Source organism: Kolteria novifilia (genome assembly GCA_007748055.1).
In the GTDB taxonomy this organism is placed as follows: Bacteria; Planctomycetota; Planctomycetia; order Kolteriales; family Kolteriaceae; genus Kolteria; species Kolteria novifilia.
The window spans coordinates 2,914,457-2,937,163 of sequence record CP036279.1 but is presented as its reverse complement, the minus strand read 5'-3'; the positions used below and the strand labels follow the sequence as shown (position 1 = coordinate 2,937,163).

The window sequence follows — 22,707 nt, the reverse complement described above, 5'->3', positions numbered from 1 at the left end:
TCCCGCGAGGTCGCCGGTCAAGGGAATCTGACGTTGGAGTCAAAGCAATAATGACGAGATCAGTCTGCGCGATGCTGCTATCTGGAGCTGTCGCGATCTTCGTTTCCGGCGATGCCGGGGCGGCCGAGAACACACTGAGCGATTCGGAGGAGAAAGCCGGCTGGAAGCTGCTCTTCGACGGCGAATCGACCGACGGCTGGCGCAACTACAAGAAGGACACCATCGGCGACGGCTGGGTGGTCGAGGATGGTGCTCTCGTCCGTGCCGAGAAAGGCGCCGGCGACATCATCTCCAAGGACAAATACGGCAGCTTCGAACTCTCCCTCGACTACAAGATCAGCGAGGGGGGCAACAGTGGCATCATGTTTCACGTCACCGAAGACAATCCCAAGCCGTGGCAATCGGGGCCCGAGATCCAAATTCTCGACAATGCCTCCGCCAAGGAGGGGCAAAAGGCGGGATGGCTCTATCAGCTCTACAGCCCTGGCAAGGATCGCGTCAGTGGCGAAACGCTTGACGCGACGCGGCCCGCTGGCGAATGGAACCACGTCCAGCTTCGCGTCACGCCCGCCCAAAGCGAGATCAATCTCAACGGCTACCGCTACGCGACCTTCCGCAAGGGCTCGAAGCAGTGGGATAAGAAAGTCGCCGAGAGCAAGTTTTCGAAGTACGACGGTTTCGGCAAAGCGACTAAGGGACACATCGCCCTGCAAGATCACGGCAATCGCGTCGCCTTCCGCAACATCAAGATCCGCGAACTGCCCGACGACGGCAAGGCCCCCGAGCCAATCGACGGCGAACTGCCCGTCGCGGTGGAGCAGGCCTTTCCGAACATGAAGTGGGCCGATTGGTCTCCGGTCAGCGAGGAGGGCGAACTGCAAGAGTTTCGCCCGATCGTGCTGACTCATGCCAATGATGGCTCGGGGCGGACATTTCTCGCCACCCAGCAGGGAGTGATCTACGTCTTCGACAAGGACGCCAGCGCCAGTTCGAGCAAGGTCTTCGCCGATTTGCGCGACAAGGTGGTCTACAACCCGAAGCAGAACGAGGAGGGATTCCTCGGCCTCGCGTTTCATCCCGACTACAAGGACAACGGCGAGTTCTTCGCGTACTACACGACGACCGATAAGCCGCACACGTCGGTGATTTCGCGGTTCAAGGTCTCCAAGGAGAATCCCGACAAGGCCGATCCCGAGTTCGAGGAGGAGTTGTTGCGAATTCCTCAGCCGTTCTGGAATCACAACGGGGGAACCATCGCGTTCGGCCCCGACGGTTACCTCTACATTGGACTCGGAGACGGTGGCGCCGCCAACGATCCGCACGGCAATGCCCAAAACCTGGGGACCCTGCTCGGGTCGATCCTGCGTATCGACGTCGACAACAAGGACTCCGGCAAGAACTACGCGATCCCGAAGGACAATCCCTTCGTGAACAAGGAAGGGGCCAAACCCGAGATCTATGCGTATGGCGTGCGCAACATTTGGCGGCTCGCGTTCGACCGCGAGACGGGAACGCTGTGGGCGGGCGATGTCGGACAAAACCTCTGGGAAGAGATCGATATCGTCAAGAAAGGGGGCAATTATGGCTGGAATTTACGCGAAAGCATGCACGGTTTCGGCCCAAATGGCTCCGATTCGCGCAAAAACCTGATCGATCCGATCTGGGAATACGACCATCAGGTCGGCAAATCGATCACCGGCGGCACCGTCTACCGCGGTAGCAAGGTCCCCGAACTCAAGGGCAAGTACCTCTACGCCGACTACGTCAGCGGAACGATCTACGCCCTCACCTACGACGAAAAGACGGGGAAAGTGATCGCCAACGAACTCATTCCCAGCCAGAAGATGCCCATTCTCTCCTTCGGCGAGGACGAGGACGGCGAGGTCTACTTCCTGATGGCGACCGCCAACGGGAAAGGCGTCTACCGCTTCAAGTCCGCGTCCAACTGAGACGACATCACTCGCCAGCGACGCTTCCGCTCCCGTACTTGGGAGCGGGCGTATCGCTCAATTGTCCACGACGCTTCCGCTCCCGTACTTGGGAGCGGGCGTCATGGTGATCACCGTGGGCTTTCGCTGCCACGACCCCCTCATCCCCACCGCGACCAGCACCGGAGCGACGGCCGCGATCGCCGAAAAGACGAGAAACGTCGCGAAGTAGCCATAGTCACCGGCCAAATCGTACGCGATCAGCGTACTCAACGAGGATCCGATTCCCTGGGCGGTTTTGACGAATCCCTGCCCGAAGTTGAACGTCCCGGTCCCCTCGGTCAACTTCGCGACGACCAGAAAAAACAACACCCCGAACATCCCCGCTCCGAGCGCGTCGAGCACCTCGACCGCCAGCGCCATGCTGGTCGTCGTCGTGAACGCGAAGAGAACGCCGCGAATCGGCAAGACGCCAAACGCCACCAACAAGAGCGGCCGCAGCCCCCACGAAGCCGACTTGGCGCCGACCACGTACGAGACCGGAATCATCGCGAGTTGTGCCACGATCACGCAGCTCGAGATGATCGAAATACTCTTCACTCCCGCATCACCGGAGAGCCGATCGCCGATCAATGGGAGCATCGCGTTGTTCGCCATGTGAAACACGAGCACGCTGAGCGTGAAGAACATGAACGGACGATTGAGCAACGTCGCGTTGATGATCGCGGATCGGTGCGACCGTCCTTCGGTCCGCCGCGTCCCACCGCGGGCGACGACATGATCGACCGCATTGGACGGGATGCTCATCACGCAGATCGCCGCCCCGAAGGCCAAGATCGCCGCGATGTGAAAGACGGCAACTCCCGAGCCGAAATAGCTCGCCCCTCCCGCCACCACCGCGAGGAGTATGCAGCCGACATGATTGAACGCTTGGTTCGACCCGGTCTGGGCACTGAACCGTTCTGGCCCGACAATCCCGAGCGTCAGCGCCGCGATCGCCGGTTGGATCAAGGCGCCGGCCGCCCCGATCACCGCCGCGAGAAAGCAGACGACGTAGAAGTTGGGATAGAGTGGGATCGCGAGGCTCGAGAGCCCCGACGCCACCGCGACGAAGGCCAACCACTGCCGCTTGTAGCGGGTTCGGTCCAGAAGATAGCCCGCCGGGGTTTGAGCCAGTACCGTCGACGCCGTCAGGGTCGTGAGCGCGATCCCGATCAGCGGCAAACCCCAATGCCCGAGGCTAAGCAGGTAGACGGCAAGAAAGGGAGCAAGGTTCTGTCCGATGTCCGAGGCGAGAAGGTTCAGCAAGTTCAGTCTTGCTGCGTACGGTCGCGACATGGTCCATCACTGCTTCCTACGCCTGGCGCGGGGTCGGCCCGAAGAGTTCCGTTGACGCTGGTGCACACTCGAACGATCAAGTTCGCGATGACGGTGACACCACTCGTTCTCACTGGCTGACAGGCAGCCCGTGGCACCCGAACGTTAAATCTCGAGAGAAGACGGGCGACTCGATCGCCGGCGCGTGCGGATGAAGCGCTTGCGGCCCGCCCTCGGGCGACCGCCGCCCCGGCGTTCTAGGGACGTTCGCGCTCCCGTCAACCGCCCCCCATTCGGCACCCGGGGCCCGTCGCTACGAATCAATATTTCCCCCCGCGAGGACAACGTTGTTGCGGGCTGCCCACTGACCGATGTCCTGCCGGCTGATGGCCGTCGCGATCAGCTCGGGAAACTGGTCCGGCGTGCAACCAAACGACGGAACCCCAAGCTCCGCCAACTGGTGGGCGTTGCCTTCATCGAACATCGGGGTCCCGTCGTCGCTAAGGGCCAAAAGGCAGATCACGTTCACGCCCGACGCGACGAGGGCGGCGATCCGGCTCAGCATCTGCCGCTCGTCTCCCCCCTCGTAGAGATCCGTGATCAAAACCATGATGGTCTTGGACGGCCGGGTGACATGTTGCTGGCAGTAAGCGACGGCCCGGTTAATGTCGGTGCCGCCACCAAGCTGGGCGCCGAAGAGAAGATCGACCGGATCGTCCATCTCGTCGGTGAGGTCGGCGACTTCGGTGTCGAAGACGACCATCCGCGTTCGAACGGCGCGAATGGACGCGAGCACCGCGCCGAAGATCCCCGAATAGACGACCGATGTCGCCATCGAGCCACTCTGGTCGACGCAAAGAATGATGTCTCGAAGTGAGCTGCGTTTGCGCCCCCAACCGACCAGTTGCTCGGCGATGATCGTGCGTTTCTCCGGGAGGTAGTTCTTCAGGTTCTTGCGGATGGTCCGATCCCAGTCGATCTCGTTGGGACGCGGTCGGCTGGTACGTGCCGAGCGGTTCAGGCTCCCACGCACCGCTTGAATCAGCGAGTTCTTCAAGCGGGATTCGACTTGGCGGACGACGCTACGAACGACCGCGCGCGCGGTCTCCTTCGTCTTCTGAGGGATGACTTTGCCCAGCGACAGCAACGTCGCGACCAAGTGAACATCGGGCTCGACCGACTCGAGCAATTCGGGTTGCAACAGCATCTCCGCGAGCCCAAGCCGATCGAACGCGTCCTGTTGCATCACCCGCACGACTGACTTCGGGAAGAACTTCCGAATGTCCCCGAGCCATCGATTCACCTTCGGCGCCGAGCCCCCCAATCCCGCCCCGCGCCCCTCCGCTCCGTAGAGCGATTGCAGGACGCGGTCCATCTCGAGAACCTCCCCTTGCAGACCGCCACAGCTTTGCTCGGCATCCTGCCCGAGAATGAGTCGCCAGCGTTCCAGTCGCGTCTCTTCGCTCGCGCTCATCGATCACTTCCCTCCTCGCTCGATGGGTGATTGATGTCGACGCCGAGAAGGTGAGCGAGCACCGGCAACACAAGCCGGGCACGTTCGTGGTCGACGGCAATTCCCTCGACGGCCCTCGGCCTGCCTCTCGCTGCTGTTCCCCGCCGATGCTCGAGACTCTTGACCTTCTCGCCCATTGCCCGGCGTTCGGGCCCCTGGAATCCCGCGAAGGCACGGCGCAGCAACGGGACGAGTTCCGTGAAGACATCGCCGCTAAGTCCCGCGAGCCACTCGTCCAGCGCGAGCCAGAGTCCATCCTCGTGGAGCAGCACTTGCCCGCTTCCGGTCAAGAGTCCCTCAAGCCACGTCGCCGACTGGTGCGGCGGCACCGCCCTCGAGAGCGCGAGGCGGGCGCGTCGGCAGAGTTCCTCGTCGCTGATCGCCCGTCGTTCCAAAAGTAACCGGCAGGTCCAGCCGCGCACGAGACCGTGAATCGTCTCGTCGTCGGTCAGGGCGAAGAGCGTCTCCTCCCACTCTTGCTGAAAGCCCTCGACGTCGAGAAGATGCAAGCTCTCGTGGACCGAGCCGATGCTCCTGCACATTTGGCTGGCGGCTTCGTCATCGAGCGATGAGCAGGCGGGAACCAGACCGACCACGATCCGTTCGAAGAAGCCTTCGATGATGGGACGAATCTGTTGGGTGGGCGTTTGCCTGACATCGCCGTAGCGGAGCAAGTTCGCCAGCGGAGCTAGTGACTCCATGAGATGACGCACGTCGGCCGAGACCGCGGCGATCGCTTGTAGTCGCGACAGGATCGTCTCGATCGCGTCGGGCAACTCCGCGAGCACCGCGCCGTCGAGCAGTTCGGAAAGCGTCGGAAGGTCCTCGGACTTGAGAGCGTCGTGCGAGACCCGAGCGGCGCTCGCCTCCTCGATCGTGTTTCCCCACACGCTGGCGTCGATGAGCTGGACGACGAACTCGACTTGCCACTGGAGTTGCCAGATCTCGTGGAAGGTTCCACTCTTGCCGCGCACCCGCTCCTTGGTCGCCCACGGAACCCCGATCAAGTCGAGTCGGTGAAAGAGGAGACTTCGGGCTCGGTCGTTCTCCTTGCGCAGGTCAAGATCGAGGGTCTTGATCTCGGAGGTGGCCTTGAGCCGCAGCCGCTTGCTCAGCGTTTCGAGGTCCTTCTGAATCGGCACCATCGGCGTGTCGTCGGGCACGTCGCCGATGCGGTCGCCAATCTCGAGTCGGTCTCGAATCAGCGCGAGCGGCGACGGCTCTCCTTGGCAAAGGACTGCTTGAACCGACTCGGTTAGTTCCTCCAGTCCCGGCATCGGCAACTCGCGGAGGGCCGCCATCGCCTCGGCAAGCCGCACGGTCTCGATCACGCTCGCGCTGGACGCATCGAGGTCGTCGTCGCGCAACAGACGAGCCGCCCGCGTAACCCAGCGCACGGGAGCCCCTTCGGCGGAGTTCCACAGATGCTCGTACCAGCCCGGCGAGCGAATCCCCGCTCCGTAGCCGCTCCGGTAGGAGAGCCGCGAATGCGTCCACGGCACCCACGTCGTCGCCACCTTGGTTCGCGGGAGGCCCTTCAGCACTCTCGCGTCGGCAGTCGCCGTCTGCTTGCCGACGAGCGCGGGCGCGTGCCAGGCGCCGCAAACGACCGCGATGCGCTCGAAGCCCTCCTTGATGGCCTTGCGAATCCCTTGGCGCATCGAGGCTTCGCGTTCGGCCTCGTCGTGGTGCCTCGCCGAGCCGGGCTCCTTGGCCTTTCCCTGGCGCAGTTCGGTCATCGCCTCCATGATGCCCTGAAAGAGTCCCGTCGGATCGATCCGCTGCTCGATCTGATGTTCCCACCAAAGCTCGCGGTCTTGATAACCCGCCGCCAGCGCGAGCGCCCCGAGCGGATCCTCGTCGAGGGGAAAGGACTCGTCCTCGAGTCCCCTCTCGGCGTCGTGTTCCTCGTCCGTCTCCCCGTCGTTTTCGCGCTCGGCCGACATCTCCTTCGCGGCGCGATCCATCGCGAAGCGTTGCCGCAGCGGCAGATCGATGAACCGACTGGGAACTCCGGCCGCACGAGCGTACTGGAGCGCCTGCCACTCCGGCGAGAAGAGTGCGAAGGGATAGAAGACCGCCCGCTTCGGTTCATCGGGAGGATAGACCAGGATCGCGACCGGCGGCTTGAGCTTCTCCCGTCCGACGAACTCGATGATGTCGTCGGCGTCGGGTGGGCCTTCGACCAGGACGATGTCGGGCCGCATCTGTCGCAGCGCCATGACCAAGCTGCGGGCACAACCCGGCCCATGGTGGCGGATGCCGAAGACTTCGACCGCCATCTCAAATGACCTCGCGGCATGCGCGGTAGAGGTCCTTCCAACCGTCGCGTTCCTTGGCGACCGTCTGAAGATACTCCAACCAGACGATCTGATCCTGCACGGGGTCCTTGACGATCGCTCCCGAGAGGCTCGCCGCCAAGTCCCCGGCTCGCAACACGCCGTCGCCGTAGTAGGCGGCCATCGACAAGCCGTTGCCCACCACCGAAATCGCCTCGGCCGTCGAGAGGGTCCCGCTGGGAGACTTGACTTTGGTCCTGCCATCGATCGTCACACCCTCGCGTAGCTCGCGGAAGATCGTCACGACCCGCTTGAGTTCTTCGAGGGCCGGCTTCTCCGCGGGGAGTTCGAGCGCCCGGCCGAGTTGGCCGACGCGCTGTTCGACGATCGACACCTCGTCGTCAAAGCTGTCGGGAACCGGAAGAACGACGGTGTTGAAGCGTCGCATCAACGCGCTGGAGAGTTCGTTCACCCCTTTGTCTCGGTTGTTGGCGGTCGCGATGACGTTGAAACCCTTGCGAGCTTGCACTTCGGTGTCGAGCTCCGGAACGGGGAGCGTCTTCTCCGAGAGGATCGTGATCAGCGTATCCTGGACATCGCTGGGCATCCGCGTCATCTCCTCGACGCGAGCGAGCTTGCCGGTGCGCATCGCCCGCATCATCGGACTGGAGACCATCGCGTCGGGGCTCGGTCCCTCGGCGAGCAGCCGGGCGTAGTTCCAGCCGTAGCGAATGGCGCTCTCGTCGGTGCCGGCGGTCCCTTGGATCAGGAGGGTCGAATCGCCCGAGATCGCCGCGGTGAGATGCTCGCTGACCCACGACTTGGCCGTGCCGGGAAGACCGTAGAGCAGAAGGGCGCGGTCCGTGGCCAAGGTGGCGACCGCGATCTCCATCAGGCGATCGTTACCGACATACTTGGCGCTGATCTCGACCCCGTTGTCGAGTTTTCCTCCAACGAGGTAGAGCTTCACCGCCCAAGGAGAGAGTCGCCAGTTCGGCGGTTTGGGCCGATCGTCGACCTCTTCGAGCACCGCGAGTTCCTCGGCGAACTCCTCCTCGGCGTGGCGCCGCAAGACGGCGACGTCGCCCTCGGCGGGTGACGCCTCCTTGGTGGTCTTCTGCTTGGCGGCCATTCCTACTCCTTGCTCCCGTTCGTTTCGTTGTCGGTCGACGATCGGTCGGCGATCGCCTCGTGGAATCCCTTGCGTAGCCGAACAATCTCGGTCAACTGGTCGATCGCTCGTCCCAATATGCGAAGGCGGTAGTGGTCGGCGTTCGGAAGTTGCCAACGCCGAAGCACCTCGTCGAAGCACGAGGCCGGCACCCGATGGGCGGCAAGCACCAACAGACTCGGCCAGGTCTCCTCGACCGCTCCTCCCCCGCGCTCGAGCTTGACCGGTGACATGGTCGCGGCATGCTCCCTCCCCGCGCCCAGGACGGCCTTCGCCAGGCTCTCCGACCAAGGGGTCGGGAGGTGCTTAAGCGCCTTCTCGGCAAGGGGAACCAAGCGCGGATCGCCGATCAGGGCCCGCGCCTTGGACTCGACGGACTCGGTGGGCATCGCCTCGAGCAATCCGCCGAGTAGCTCGCCGGTCGTTCGCAACTCGTGCGGGGTCGGTGGTCGCCCATGATCGCGGAAGAGCAGCATGTTCCAGCAGGCCTCCAACCACGAGGGTTCGCGAAACGAGATCGCCGCCTGGGCCCAACCGTGAACGAGATCGAACGAGTACTCGGTCTCCCCCGCCGCCAAGAGCAACTCCTCGGCGCTCGCGCCGAGTCGCTCCGACCAAACGGTGGGCGGGACGAGTGAGAGGAGTTGGGTCAACGCGAACGCTCGGACGCCGACGCCGGTGGGGGGATGGTTGCTCATTCCCTCGGTGAACCATTCCTTCGGAATCTTCTCGGGAAGATCGATGCCCAAGCGGCCCTTGGGGGCACCTCGTCCCGCGAGCTTGCCGAGTGCCCCGGCGACCATTCCCTTCTTCGGCGCTGGCTCGAAGGAGATAATCTCCGTCGCTCGCTGCCGCATCCGCTGGGAGAGTTCCGAGCTGGGCAAACGAACGAGAAGGCTCAGCAGCTTCGCCCGCACGTTGCTGCTACGATCGTTGGCCAACGATTGGAGAAATGGCAGGTCCTCGTCGGAGAGACCTACGTGCAGCACCTCGAGCAACGCGACGCGCTGATCGGCCTTCTCCTTCGCGATTCCCTCCTCGAGCCACGTACGGGCTTTCGCCGGATCGTTTCGACGCACTCGCGCGAGCAATGTCCGCCGAGCCGCGGGACTCCCTTCGTCCCAGAGCCGTTTGGTCTCCTCGTCGTCGGCATCCTCGCTCGCACGCGCCGTCGACTCATTCAGAAGCCAGGCCCAGTCGGGGTTCTTCGCCGCCAGCCAACGCCCCCGCTCGCCCCCGACGAGCGCCAACTGTCGACGTAGCTCCCGATCGCGCACGCGCAGCATCGACGGGAGAAGTTCGGGCGGAAGCACGAGTTCTCGCTCCCCGAGCAAGGTGAACGCCTCGAGGAGGAGATCCCTGTCGGAAACCGACCGCGAAAGAAACTCGTCCAAAATCCGCCCAGCGCGATCATTGCAGACGGGACACCGCTCCGGCGGAGCCCCTTCGGGGACATCGAGATCGGCGAGCGCCGCTTTGCCCGCGGCCTGATAGGTCGCCAACGTGCCCGCATGCAACAGGAATCGCCCCTCGACATCGTGATCGGCGGGCAACTCGACCGACTCGAGAATGGAAGAAAGCGAAGGTGGTGGCGGATGCTTCGCGGTGCCAAGCAACGCCGACTTGAGAAGTTCGTCCATGAACGCGAATCCCCTCCACCGTCCTACCGCTGCGTGGTGCCAAGCGAGCGAAACGTTCCATCCGCCATGTAGCCGAGTGGCCAGAGCTGCGCCGTATCCCACTCGGCGATCAGCTCGACCGGATGACCGCCGCTGCCCGCGAGGAGTTGCCAGTGTTCGCCGCGCGCAAGCGGAAGCCCCGACCGGCATTCGTCAACGACCAGCCAAGGCTCCTCGTCGCGAGGGACGATGACGACGTTCCGAAGAATGGCCAGATGCCGGCCCAACCAAGGCTGACGCGCCAACGACTCGGCGACCGCGAGGAGGAAACCGTCCACCGACGCGTGCCCCGGCAACGCCGAATCAAACCGGGAAAGCTCTCCCCGTCGTTCCTTGAGCATGGCCCGTTGCGGTTCCGCCCCTGGATAGAAAACCACAACGCCGTCGAACCAAGTGCCAGCGAGTAGCGCCTGGCCGAAGGGCTGACTGGCGACCGCGAACTGAATGACCAGAGCATGCCGACCGCTCGAACGCCCCACGAGCCAATTGCGGCGAACCCGGAGCCGTTCCTCCTCTTCCTCGGTGTGCGACACGACGGCCCAACGATCACCGATCGATTCGCCGACCCGGTCGAGTTCGTCCTGACTGACCGTCCAGCCGACGAGTTGACGGATGTCGGCCTGAAGTTTCTCTTCGAGTTCATCGAGGCGGCGATAGGCATGCGTTAGGAGCGCGAGCCGTCCCATCGCGGCAAGGAGGCGCTGGGGCCAATCGACGCCCGTCCCCGGGATCTCCCCCATGCGGCGGACGCGGCCGGCAAGCCCTTTGGCCTGGGCGTCGACGAGCCGCTTGGCCTGCGATTCCCAGTAGGAAGGAGGCTTCGTTTCCAGACCGGCGATCCCGCCGCGAACGGTGTCCTTGAGCCAGAGATCGAGCCGCTCGAGACCATCCAGCACCGCGCGGTGCCGTTTGGCGAAACGTTTGGCTTGCGCTTCGGCATCGACGGGTTTGTCGCGGGCGGCTTTCTTTTCCTCGCGGCGTTTGGAGGTCGCTTCGCGCTTCTCGAGCCACGTCGTCACCCAGTCGGGTGGCTGGGCGTTCGGAAAGTCGCTTGGCGATGTCGCCGCCCAGAAGAGCAACCCGAGCACGTGCTTGCAAGGGAGTTTGCGGCTCGGACAGGTGCAGTTGTAAGCGAGGTCGGAGAGGTCGATCTTCGTCTGGTAGACGGCGCTGCCTTGGCACTCGCCCCAGAGGGCTTGATCGCTCGTCCCTTGATGGCGCCACGTCTTGCCCGACCCGAGCTTGCGACCCGCGACGGCCGCTTTCTCATCGGGAGCGAGAGCGGCGACTTGTTCCGTCGTCAACTCGATCATCGCCGCCTATCCCTGGCCATCATGCCTTGGTAACCGTCCCGGCGATCGCGGGTCTTGCCAGATCATACCCTCTCCATGGGAAACGTGCAGGGGAACTGACTACTTCGCCCCGACGTCGCCCTTGCCCGCACCCTCGAACCACGTGTCATCGGCGCTCAACTCCTTCGGCCAGTTTCCACGATAGGTGACGTTGCGAATTCGCGCTTTCGGCAACTCGGGGTAGCGAAAGAAACCAAAGAATCGACGATTGCTCGACTCGATCGGGCGTTCGTAGACGAGCGATCCGTTGAGGGACACCTGAACGATATCCCCCTTCACCGTGAGCGAGACCTCATTCCACGCGTCGCGCCGGAGCGGCACTTCCTCCGAACCTCGGCGATGCGCCGGCTCGTCGACGAGGTTGTCGCTATCGAGGCTCGACCGATTGTGGGGCCCGTCCGTGAGCCGATGGAGCCTCACCCCTTCCTCATCGATCATGAAGCAGAGCCGATCAAGAGCGGGATGAACGTCAACGCGATCGCCGTCGTGGTGGAACTCGTAGGTGATGGTGCCATCCCCGGCGAGCGGGCGGTGATAGCGAAGCAGACTCTGTTGGTAGGGCATGAACCTGATGGACCTTGTCGGAGCCACAATCTCCGTACCACTTCCACTCCAGAAGGCATACTTTCCGGAGATGCTTTGACGAAAGTAGGTAGCGTTCCAACGGTTCGAGCCCTCCCAGCGATCACCGCCGGAGAGCCGGATCTCGGCGGGAATCGTCGGCTTGCCGGAAACGCGAACGTGCTCGGCCACAAACCGACGACCGTTCGGCGGACGTAGCGCGAGCCAAGGATCGACGACGTTGCCCAGTTCGCGCTCGTGTACCTTCTCGCCGTGGAGGAAATAGCGAGCGACGCCGTCCGCGACTTGAAGACGGACGTCGACGTTCTTCTTGGGATCCTCGAGCGGCTTCGCGAGCTTCGTCGTCTTGAGATCGGAGCCAGCCGCTCCGTGGTAGACAACTTTGCCATCGTGATGGACGCCGAACCAATAGTCGTCGTACAGGAGCGCCATCGAGTAGTGATCACGTGACAGCGTCATCGTGACGTCGAACGTTCCTTCCAGCGGAACGGCGAAATAGGCGAGGTCCTTCGTCGTCCCTCCCGCGACTTCGATCGACTCCCCCTTGAGGGACCAAACCCCGGTGGGAAACCCAAGGCCGCGCCTCTCGGCACGCTGCCGCGAGACCGGGTGCCAGAACGGATCATCGGCGAGCAGGCGCGCCTTGTCCTGACGAACGAGCGACGCGAGGTATGCCTGGGCGGCCCAGGAACGAACCCGACTCTCCAGTTCCGGACCAAAGCGATGCCCCTTACCGATCTGCCTCGTGAGCATGACGTCGAGCAGCGCCGCGGATGAGGATTCGAAGCCCGGTTTGTCCAAGAGCTCAACGGCGACGACGACCTCCGGCCACCGTGCTCGAGCAGGAGCCTCCTTCGCAATCGTCTCGAGGTCCGCCCTGACCTCCTTGAGGAGTTCGTGCGCCTTGGCGGTCTCTCCACGAGCGGCGGCCACAAGCGTTTGGAGGGCTCGGCGACCACGTGCATCGAGCGGCGTCTCCCCCTTGACATGGTCAATCGCGGTGGCCAACTCCTCCAATCGTCCGAGGTCGCGTGCCGTCTCGATCAGGAGAACCGCCGGCGAGATCAACGCGCCCGCCGCCGGCTCGTTGGGCAGGACAGGGTCGGGAGCCCAGTCGACTCCGACGCGAACGGTGTCGTGATCCCTCGACGGCAAGACCCAGCGAAGAAGTCGTTCGTAGCGTTCCTCCGGCGGCAAAGCCGTCGCCCGACGGTGGATGCCGAAGGGCTCGCGGTTGATCACTTCCTCCCCGGTCAGGTCGTGCCTCAAGGCGGCTTCCTTCGCGTCGAGGGGAGCGATCGGCGACGTCATCCGCGCCATCACCTCTTTCGAGAGGGACGCTGGCCAGTCCCCACGCAGGACGACGTCGCGAACTCGCGCCGTCCCGCGGTCCTTGTAGTGGAAAAAACTGAAGAGACGATCGTTGCCCGGTTCGAGTCGATACCGCAGGATCTCCTTCCCGTTGAGCGTAAGCACCGCCGTCTCCCCTTCGAGCGTCAGCTTCACCCGATTCCAATCGTCGACCTTGAGCGGCAACGCCCCGGAAGAGGTTGATCCCTCGGGAACTTCGATGGCATTGGCGGGAGGCAGTGCACCGGCGAATTCATCCTTGGCCGTCATCCAGTGCAGACGAACGCCATCGGGCTCGAGGAGGAAGGTCAAGCGATCGAGAGCGGGATGAACGACCAATACGTCCGGTCGATAGAAGAACTCGTACTCGATCGACTCCTTGTCCGCGAGCGGTCGATGGTAGTAGATCCGACTCGGTAGCGGCATCGTGTCATTGCGACGAGCCACCCGTGGCCCCTCAAGCACCCCTTCCCTGGCCGACCAGTCGGTTGGTTCGTCCAAGACGGTCGGGGGCGTGTAGGAAGCGTGGTTCGCCGAGGCACGTCCGCCGTGGTGGACCGGAATTTTCTCGCCGTAGGTGTCGGCAACCCACCCCTCCATGCGATCGCCATCGATGAGACGAACGGACTTCGGGATGCTCGGGTTCCCTTCGAGACGGGGAAATCGGAAGACCGTCTTTCTACCCGCATCGACAACGAGCGAAATCCACGGCGAGGTCGTACTCGGATCGCCCTCCTCGTCGACGAGTTGGCCGTTGATGAAGTGACGGATGGCCTCGGGACTCACTTCCAGGCGGTGACGATTGAAGTGACCCGACGATGAGCTGGGAACGCGCATCGGCGAGATCATGGTGGTCTCGCGCCGTCCCCCGTGTTCGGACCGACGGTAGATGGACCGCATTGAGCTGAACGCGGGAATGTTGGAGATCAACTCGCCGTAGCCGACGTTGGCTTGCGTTAGAAATTCCTGGTAGGCCTCGACCTCGAACGTGAAGCTTCCTTCCAGGGGATAGCGAAAGCTGAGCGTGTCGCGGCCCGGGCCGGCAAGGTGCGTGATGACGTCCTCGTGCACGACCCACCAGGGCCGGTCGAGGCCGGTCGCGTGCTCGCCGCGTTGACGTTCGCATCCGGGGAGCCACAGAAAGGGCCCGATCTCTCCTAGCGACTGATGACCGGCGTTCTGTGTCCTTGCCTTCCGAATGGCGAAATCTCGGTCAACCCGCGTCCGCGCGAACAACCATTGACGCTGGGTGGCCCAACGACGAAGCCAATTCTGAAGCCGTGCCGTCTGCTTCTCCAGATCGGGTCGCCGCATCAATGCCCGCGCGAGAAGGTACTCGTTCCAGAACCTCCGCTCATTCATCTTCTTCGAGGACAGCCCCAACGCTTCCACATCGGCGAGGCGGTTGTCCACGGGCGGAATGACATCGCGATCGTCGGCCGCGGAGAGCTTCGCCATCAGCAGGACGTCGGCCGCTTGAGGAACCTTCCGCTCAACGAGCCCTTCCAAGCGTGCGATCAGCTCGTCAAGCTTGCCGGCCTCCTCGGCGGCGTCGATCAGGTGCAGCGTGGTACTGAAGAAGGTCTCCGGTGACCGTGAACCGGGCTCACCGGCGGCCTCGGCACTCTGCTTCGGTGCTTGCCGCTCCTTGGTGTCGCTACGCAGAGTGAAGGACGCGGGAGGCTCCTCCTCATCGAGGAATCGCGCGATCGACCGGATCTCGCGATGGGGGGGCATCGGCAACGCCCAGCGCCGGAGGACGTCGTAGCGTTCGGTCGCGGGCATCGCGCGGAGCTTCGTTTGAAGGATCTTCGCGATGGGATCAAGGGTGCCAATGAACAGATCGGCGTGGTGGGGTTGTTTGGCGATCCCCTCCATCTGATCGAGCGCCTTGGTCACGTCGCCGGTCAGCGCGTGGAGCACACCAGCGTGTGGTGAGATGGGAAGGGTCACGTTCCCCGCCGCCATCCCGAGGAGCGTCTGGATGACGCCCTTGGTTCCCTTGGTCGTGTGAAGCATCTCCAGGGCGGCTTGATAGTCTCCACGACGAGTGAAGCTCTTCACTAGCGCGTCCTGGAGCGCGGCGGCAGGGAACTCGTTCCGTTTTGACTGGCGGCGAATCTCTCCAAACGCCTTGCGGACGATCTCTTCGGCCAACTCGCCGTTCGCGGAATCCTCCAACGCGGGAAGGATCCCAAGGCACGCACTGATCGCCGACTGGTAGCGGTTTTCTTCGAGATGCTTCTGTAGCGCTAGCAGTCCTTCGCGGGTCAACGTGTCGTCACTGGCGGCGAGTCCGAGCTGGACCTTCAGGATTGCCGCGGGAAGGGTCGCTCCCGGTTCCCCCTCTCGAGCCTCGATCCGTTGGCGCAAGTCCTTGACGTTGTCGGAGCGGACCGCCCACCAGCAGAGCATCTGGCCGATGCTATCGGGACGCTGATTGTCGGTGGCGCCATCGCGATAGAGCAGAACCTCCCCCTTGCTCGACTTGGGAAAGACGACGCCAGCGAGGACCTCGTAGACGCGAGCGGGATCGATGTCGGCTTCACGCCACCCTAGATCGAGCTGACCAACGGTTCGGACCACACTCAACGATGTTTGGGCCCGCGAGGCATTGGCGACCATGGCTTGAGTCGTGGCTCGAACATTCGGGTTGCCCGTGACCAGTTTCACGGGATTGCCGCCATGCAGTGTTTGTTCGACGAAGTCGAGGGAGATGTCCTCCATGCCGATCTGTTGGGCGAGACGCGCCGCCTGCATCGCTTGCTCGAACTGCTCCTGGGTCACGATCGACGGCCGTCGCTCGTCACCATGAGCCGCGTTCCGGTTCGGTAGGATGCGCTCGAGCATCCTCTCGACGTGAGGTCGCGCGGCGTCGGTATCACGCTTCGCCAGTTCGGCGAGGGCCAACTCGTTGAGGATCGCGAGTTCCCAGATCGGCTCGGCCTGCATCCGCGCGGCTTCCAGCGAACGCTCGACCAGCGGCTTCGCACGGTCCTTGAGCGAGGGAACGAACAACGCGTTGCGCGCGACGAGCCAGACGGGCAACTGCCGCAGGGCCCGCGCCCGCATGCTCGACGTCGGCGAACGTCCCTTCTTCGGCTTGGCGAGAGGTTGCTTCTCGAGGATCGCGACCAAGCGATCGATCGACCGCTCCGCCCCCGCGGCATCGTTCACGGCCAGCAAGAACATCGACTCGGCGACCGCGACCGACAAGTCGTCCTTCCTCGCTTGGCGGAGTTTCTCCAAACGATTCCGAAGGACCTCGAGATCGGTCCCGCGTTCGAGCGCTCCGGTGAGCGAGAGTTCAAACAACCCGCGAACGCGAGCCGAACTGATCTCCCGAGGGTGAACGAAGAGAAGATCGTCGATCGCGCTAGTGGCATCGGCGGGAACGTCCGCGGGAACGATGCGGAGCGGATCGACCGACACGTTCGCGTCGAGCTGGGAAAGCGATCGGTCGACACCCTCCCGAACCTGCTTGCCGAAATAGTCGGGTTCGTGTTGGCGGAAGCTGTTGGCGGTCTCGAGGCTCTCGCGATCGTTCTTCAGTCCGGTATAGACGCGAAGCGCGTCCCCCGGTTCCTTGAGTTCGAGCAACTCGTGGGCGATCGCCAACCGGTTCTGGATATTCTCGTACGCCGCGTAGCGTTGGTCGTAGTTGTTCGGCATCCCCTTGGCGGCTTCGCGAACGAGATAGTCACGAGCCTTCTCTTGATCTCCCCGTTTGCGATAGAGGGCCACCAGGCGCTTGGCGGGACTGTGGCCGAACGAGACGTGTCGCGACTCGTCATCGAAACTCCCCTCGTAGAGCTTGAGAGCCCAGGGCTGCATCGCTTCCGCCTCGCCGAGTTCTTGGGCGATGACCCAGCGGGCATAGCTGGGAACCCCGTCGAATCCCTTGCCGAAGAGCTCCTCCAAGATCGACGTTGCCTTCTCGGTCTCCCGCGTTTGGAGGGCGAGCAGAGCGAGCAGCGCCCGTCCCCCTTTCCAACCGGGAGTCTTCTCGAGCTGCTTCTCGATCCGTTGGTGAAGCCGTTGACGAACCTTTTCCTCGCGCGAGGCATCGAGCAGTGTCTTGACGTTGCCGGTGACGATGCCGTCGCTGCTCCACGAATAGATTTGGTCGACGCTGAACCAGGGGTTGCTTTTCGCTTGGTCATCGTTGGGCAGCGTGCTGGCGACCAGGAGTTCGTAGAGTTCCTCGTTCTTCCACCAATTCTTCAGGTTCGACAAGCTGTTGACCAAATAGTGACGTTGATCCGGGAAGACGTCCCAGAGCCGGCGAAAGAGCCGAACGCCAAGCTCGTGGTGCTTCGGGTCGGCCGCCATGATCTGGATCGTTTGCGCGAAATAGTAGGGATGTGTCCCCCCCTGATTGAGGTCGATCGACTCGAGGAGCTCGACGTAGGGCTCGTAGTCCTTCGAGCGCCGCAGCAAGTTGTTCACCGCGTTGACGTGTTGTTGAAGCAGGCGGGGTTCGAGTTTGAACGCATCGAGGTAGTGCTTGAGAGCGGCCTTATCGTGTCCGGCTTTGGCGAGACTCTGAGCCGTCTTGACGAGGAGCGAAGTGTCGTGGGGCCGAAGCTTGCCGAGCTTCTTCAGCATCGCCAGCGAGTCCTCGTTGCGTCCCGCGGCGACGTAGTAAGTCGCCAACCGTTGGCTGAGGACCTCGGAGCCCGGCGTCCGCTCGAGTTGTTCCTCGCTCTGCTTGATCAGCTCCTCAAGCTTGCCCGATCGCTTGATCACTTGGAGCGCGGCCTGGCCGGCCGCATCATCCTGATTGTTGCCACTGGCAGGCGCCCGCCGCGATGACGCGTTGCGCAAGAGCTGATGGGCGATCTCCAGGGCGACCTCCTTCTTTCCCTGCTTCTCGTACTCGGTCATCAAGTTCATGAGCACGCCCGACTGCCTCCCGGCACGACTCCGGACCCGCGCCAGGACCGCGTCGGCCATCTCGTGCATCGAGAGCTGCTTCATCTGGTTGGCCAGTTGCAATTGCGAGGGATGGTCGAGGCGGATGCCGAAGAGCCTTTCGGCGGCCTTGCGTGCTCGCTCGATGTCGCCGACGCGGATGGCGAGCTTCAGCGCGAGTTGTTCGCGTCGTTTGACCGTCGACTGGTCCGTCGCATCAATGGCGTCGAGCACCTCGAGTGCCCGCTCCTGATCCCCGAGGTTCGCGTAGAGTTCGGCGACTTCGATCTTGAAGACTTCTCCGCCCGGTAGTTCCGACGCAGCTTCGATCTCGGCGATCGCCTCGTCCCGATCCTCGTTCCACCAATGGAAGTAGCCGAGAGCGAGACGGGCGTAGAGCCGATCGACGTCGGATTTGGACTGTTCGGCTCGCTGAGTGAAGTGAACCTCGAAGTCATCGAGACGCTCGGCCGACTTGAAGAGTTCGTACGCGGCGCGCAGTACCATGATCGCGGTGGCGTCGAAGAGTTCATTCGTCTTCGGGTACTTGATCGCGATCTGTGTTTGCCCCGTCTTTCTCGGCATGCTGAGCGCGACCGGCCGAGAAGCGTTCAGCCCGGAGTGTCGCGACGAACGATGGTTGGCGATCAGCCGATGGGTCGCTGCCAACACCGCGTCGACCACGGTGAGGAGTTCGTCGTGGCGTTCGACTTTCTGCGCCAGGTGAACGAGCAACAACACGATCGTCGGAGCCTGAATCGCTTGATGAATGCTCCCCGACGTTCGCCGGGGAAGATTCGCGAGTTTGTCAAGCAGTTCAAGCGTCAGCTCCACGTCATAACTCTGGGCGGCGAAGTTCAAGTACTGATGAATCTCAGCCGGCGTCTTGGCACGAGCGACCGCTCGCTGATGAAGGCGCTTGGCCTCGTCGCCGCGGTTGGCGAGTCTCAGTTCTCCGAGCACGATGGAGACCGTGTGAGGTCCATACTGTCCCGTATCGTGACGTGCGAGGATTCGATCGGTGTACGCGACGATCGCGTCGAGTTCGTCCTTGGGGAGGGCGTCGGGCGCCGGTTGCGCCTGATCGCCCGCGTCGCCCGCGCGGCGTTGCGTTCGCAGGCGCCCTCGCAGGGCGAAGACGTAAGCGAACTCCGCGTCCAATTCACCGGAGTCGCGAAGGAGTTTCGCGGCCGTGTAGGTTCTCTGCCCCGTCCTTCGCGCCAGTTGCAGATAGTACCAGTCCCAGCGGGCTCGATAGTTGGGAGGTTCCGCCTCCGCTCTCTTCTTCCACTCCTTGTCAAAGTCAGCATGGGCATCGTGTCGTTTGGCGGCGGCGTCGAGGAACGCGATCGCGACCATGCGGGCCTGCCCGAAGTCGGTCGGCGACCAAATGGATTGGCTGCGCGACGAGATGTTCTGCGTCACGAGGCCCGACACCCTGGCCGCCTTGTACGCCGCTTGCCAGCGTAGGAGCAGTGGAGTGACCGTCCTCTGGTGGCGAAAGGAGGCCCCAACCCGCGACGCTCTCCGAAGTCCCTTCACTAGGATGCTCGACTCATCGTCGTCGAGGCCCAGCGCGAGGATCTGTTCGCAATCGTCGACGAGCTTGTCGTCCTCCTTCTCGAGTCGGCACAGGTAGGCCGAACGATAGAGAGCTTCCCAGTCCTCCTCGTCGCTCGCGAGCAGACCGTCGACAAGTTCGCGGGCCGCCGTGCGCTTGCCGGTGAAGAGGAGTCGGTCGATGGTTCGCAACGTCCGCAGGCGATCGCCCGTCCCGAGCCGCTTCCAGATCACCTTGGCGTCGTCGAGCTTGCCGAGGGCGACGTAGAACCTCGCGAGTCGCTGCTGACTCTCCTCGCTCGGGGCGACTTCGTTGATCTGCTTCTGGAACCTGGCGGCCGACTCGAGATCCCCTTCCTTCTCGGCGATCATCACCAGTTGTCCAAGCAGGACGGTGTCGCGCGAATCGTCCCCAACAAGTCCTTCGAGCTGAGCTCGGGCGCTGCCATAGTCGCCGGCGGTGAGATGAACCTGAGCCTTGCAAAGGACCGCTTCGCGATCGGCTCGGCGGTCACGGCCGTAGCGATCGAGTCGCGTGAGGAGTCGGTCGAGGTCGTTGGTCCGCAGATAGAGTTCGGCCAACTGACTCACGATCGAGAGTTTGCCGTCGAGGTCGTCCGTCATCGCGAACGCTCGCCAATAGAGCGAGACCGCTTCCTCGGTTCGGAACTGCTCCGCCAACGTGGAGGCCAACGTCATCAGCGACTGAGGGTCGGAGGGATTCGACCGCACCGCGCGGCGGAGCGCGTCGAGTCCGCTCTCCTGCTCACCGAGGCGGAAACAGATCTGGGCGAACGTCTGGTAGTGCTCGGGACTACCGGGGGCGGCCGCGAGCAAGTCGCGTCCGGCCTGGAGAGCTTGGTCGCGTCTCCCCAGTTCCAACTCGACCTCGGCGAGTTGGGTGAGATGATCGGTTCGAAACCGCCGATCGATCGTCGAAAGATGGCGCAGCGCCTCGGAAGCCTCCTGAAGATCGCCCGTCAACCGGAAGATCTCCGTCGCGGTCAACCAGACGCGGACCGAGGCATCATCGCGCGCGATCGCCTTTCGAATGGCCGCGAGCGCTTCGGCCGATTGTCGACTCGCCAAATGGTACCGAGCCAGCGACATCCACTGATCCGCGCTCGGATTCTCCTCGGCTCGAAGGCGTTCGGCAAGGTCGGACGTCGCCGCGGCAAGTTTCCCATTCGCCTCGAGAGTCCCGATGCGCGCTCGCAGGCACTCCTCCATCTCCTCATCGGACTCGGCAAGTCGCTCCGCGACGTCGATCTGCGCGAGAGCCTTGTCGAAGGCCTTCGCGTCGGCGAGCAAGCGAGCGTATTGCAGCCGATACGGGAAGTGATCCCCTTCCTCCTCGATCGCCTCGGCCAGCGGAACCAGCGCCTCTTCCTCGTAGCCGAAACCGTCGAGGACCTCGGCAAATCTCACGAGGTTCTCCGGCGACCGATTCGCTCCCTCCGCCATCCCAGCCCAAGTCGTTCGGGCCTCCTCTCGTCGATCGAGCGAATGAAGGTACTCGCCGAGGTACTCTCGATACTGCGGCGCCGCGGGAGCCAACTCGATCGCCCGTCGGTAAAGCTTGACGGCGTCCCCGCGCATCTTCGCCTGTCGGAAGAGATCCGCGACCTGGGCCGAGATGACCGCATCGTCGGGGCGAGCCTCGACGAGTCCGTGCCAAAGCTTGGCCACGGCGGCTTCACGCTCCCTCTTGGAACGCGACTCGTCATCAAGGATGATGCCTCCCCACTCGCGCAGAAGGTCGGGATCGTTCGGCTCGATCTCGTTGAGCGCTTCGAAGTGGGCCAGCGCCTCCTTGATCTTCTTCTCGTGGAGGAGTTGGTCGATCAGCGAGCGTCGCAGGCGTGTATCGGAAGGGGCTTTCTCCACCGCCTTGGCGAACCAGTCGCGGGACTCGGCAACGCGCCCGAGGTTCGCCAGCGTTTTCGCGAGACGAACCATCGCGTCAATGTCATCGGGATGGTCCTCGATCCATTCGGCGTAGTAGCGAGTCAGGCCATCCAAGTCATCGTTGCGCAGGAAGGCCTGATCGATGCGTCGCCGAACATCGCGGTAAACCCAGCTCTTCGGATTGAGGTCGCCGAGCAGCTTCTCGAATCGCGTGAGCGCTTCGTCGCGCTTTCCGAGACGCAGCGTCAAGTCGGCGGCTTGGATCGCGAACGTCATCTTCTGATAGCGGTCGTCGGTCTGCTCAACGAGCTTCTCGTAGCGCTGCAGCGCTCCCTCGTGCTCGCCTTCCTCCGACAAGATCGTGGCGATCCGCTCTTGAACCCGTCGGTCCCCGGGAAAACGTTCTTCCAAGCGATTCCACACCTCAAGCGCCTGCTCGTGGCGGTGCGCCCGCTGATGAACTCGTCCGAGAGCTTGAAAGACATCGACCATGTCGGGGCGTTTCGGCTTTCGGTCGATCGACTCCTCGAACGCCTTGGCGGCGAGATCCCCCTGACCGGTCAGCACCAGCATCTGCCCGAGGTAATAAGGGGCCAGCGCGTTGTCGGGAAGAAGGTCGCGAGCCTGCCGGTAGGCTTTGATCGCACCGGCGTCGTCGCCCCGCCGCGTCTCGATCAAACCGAGCAGCATCCATCCCGTCCCGTCGGCCGGATCACTCGCGACGCGTTGCCGATAGCCCTCGACGAACTGGTCGAGGGTTCCTTGATCGACGTGGTGGTCGTAGAGTCGATCGAGCGCGGCGCCACGGCGGGGGTTCCTCTCGAGGAGTTGCTCGAAGCGTTCCGCGATACGATGCTGCCGCACTTGCTCCGCCGTCGGTTCCTCCTCGGCGCGAAGGGACGTCGATAGCCCGACCACCCCGAGCAGCAACCAGCCAAACACCATTCGTCTTGCCATGACGAGACAACTCCTCTTCGGGGGTGACGAGACTCGAACGGCTATATCGAACAAGTTCGCCGGAAAGGCTTGGTGATGGGACACCACTTCTGGCAATCTGCACAATTCGATGCAAGGCCGCCAGAAAAAAGTCCGGAGGAGAAAATCTTCGGCTAGTCCTGGACGACCCGCCCCAAGCTTGGCATCTTTGGTGTAGC

General features: G+C 63.2%; 8 protein-coding genes. 1 reads left to right on the top strand and 7 read right to left on the bottom strand.

The window, feature by feature from the left end; translation table 11 throughout:
- The first annotated feature begins 71 nt into the window (after positions 1–71).
- The gene (locus Pan216_RS10880) at positions 72–1,949 is read left to right on the top strand and encodes a PQQ-dependent sugar dehydrogenase (RefSeq protein ID WP_419193510.1); all 1,878 of its coding nucleotides are present in this window, start codon (positions 72–74) and stop codon (positions 1,947–1,949) included.
- 57 nt (positions 1,950–2,006) lie between these two features.
- Here the strand turns inward: Pan216_RS10880 and Pan216_RS10875 are convergent, their stop codons facing one another.
- From Pan216_RS10875 to Pan216_RS10845, 7 genes are all read right to left on the bottom strand, one after another.
- Positions 2,007–3,266 (bottom strand): MFS transporter, encoded by a 1,260-nt coding sequence (locus tag Pan216_RS10875; RefSeq protein ID WP_145258020.1) that lies wholly within the window; start codon positions 3,264–3,266, stop codon positions 2,007–2,009.
- Between the two features lie 292 nt (positions 3,267–3,558).
- On the bottom strand, positions 3,559–4,719 hold the full coding sequence (locus tag Pan216_RS10870) for a VWA domain-containing protein (protein WP_145258019.1): 1,161 nt from the start codon (positions 4,717–4,719) through the stop codon (positions 3,559–3,561).
- Positions 4,716–7,040 carry a DUF5682 family protein gene (locus tag Pan216_RS10865; RefSeq protein WP_145258018.1) on the bottom strand — a complete coding sequence of 775 codons (2,325 nt, stop codon included), beginning with the start codon at positions 7,038–7,040 and terminating at the stop codon, positions 4,716–4,718. Before Pan216_RS10865 ends, Pan216_RS10870 begins: the two co-directional genes overlap by 4 nt.
- A 1-nt stretch (position 7,041) precedes the next feature.
- Positions 7,042–8,169 (bottom strand): ATP-binding protein, encoded by a 1,128-nt coding sequence (locus Pan216_RS10860; protein ID WP_145258017.1) that lies wholly within the window; start codon positions 8,167–8,169, stop codon positions 7,042–7,044.
- Positions 8,170–8,171: 2 nt separating this feature from the next.
- The gene (locus Pan216_RS10855; RefSeq protein ID WP_145258016.1) at positions 8,172–9,848 is read right to left on the bottom strand and encodes a DUF5691 domain-containing protein; all 1,677 of its coding nucleotides are present in this window, start codon (positions 9,846–9,848) and stop codon (positions 8,172–8,174) included.
- 23 nt (positions 9,849–9,871) lie between these two features.
- Positions 9,872–11,200 (bottom strand): SWIM zinc finger family protein, encoded by a 1,329-nt coding sequence (locus Pan216_RS10850; RefSeq protein ID WP_145258015.1) that lies wholly within the window; start codon positions 11,198–11,200, stop codon positions 9,872–9,874.
- 99 nt (positions 11,201–11,299) lie between these two features.
- Complete coding sequence (locus Pan216_RS10845; RefSeq protein WP_145258014.1) at positions 11,300–22,510, bottom strand: DUF1583 domain-containing protein; 11,211 nt, start codon at positions 22,508–22,510, stop codon at positions 11,300–11,302.
- Between the last annotated feature and the right edge of the window lie 197 nt (positions 22,511–22,707).

Coding starts and splice junctions, on each gene's coding strand:
- Pan216_RS10870 (WP_145258019.1), bottom strand. CDS start 4,719: ATGAGCGCGAGCGAAGAGACGCGACTGGAACGCTGGCGACTCATTCTC.
- Pan216_RS10855 (WP_145258016.1), bottom strand. CDS start 9,848: ATGGACGAACTTCTCAAGTCGGCGTTGCTTGGCACCGCGAAGCATCCG.
- Pan216_RS10860 (WP_145258017.1), bottom strand. CDS start 8,169: ATGGCCGCCAAGCAGAAGACCACCAAGGAGGCGTCACCCGCCGAGGGC.
- Pan216_RS10845 (WP_145258014.1), bottom strand. CDS start 22,510: ATGGCAAGACGAATGGTGTTTGGCTGGTTGCTGCTCGGGGTGGTCGGG.
- Pan216_RS10880 (WP_419193510.1), top strand. CDS start 72: ATGCTGCTATCTGGAGCTGTCGCGATCTTCGTTTCCGGCGATGCCGGG.
- Pan216_RS10850 (WP_145258015.1), bottom strand. CDS start 11,200: ATGATCGAGTTGACGACGGAACAAGTCGCCGCTCTCGCTCCCGATGAG.
- Pan216_RS10875 (WP_145258020.1), bottom strand. CDS start 3,266: ATGTCGCGACCGTACGCAGCAAGACTGAACTTGCTGAACCTTCTCGCC.
- Pan216_RS10865 (WP_145258018.1), bottom strand. CDS start 7,040: ATGGCGGTCGAAGTCTTCGGCATCCGCCACCATGGGCCGGGTTGTGCC.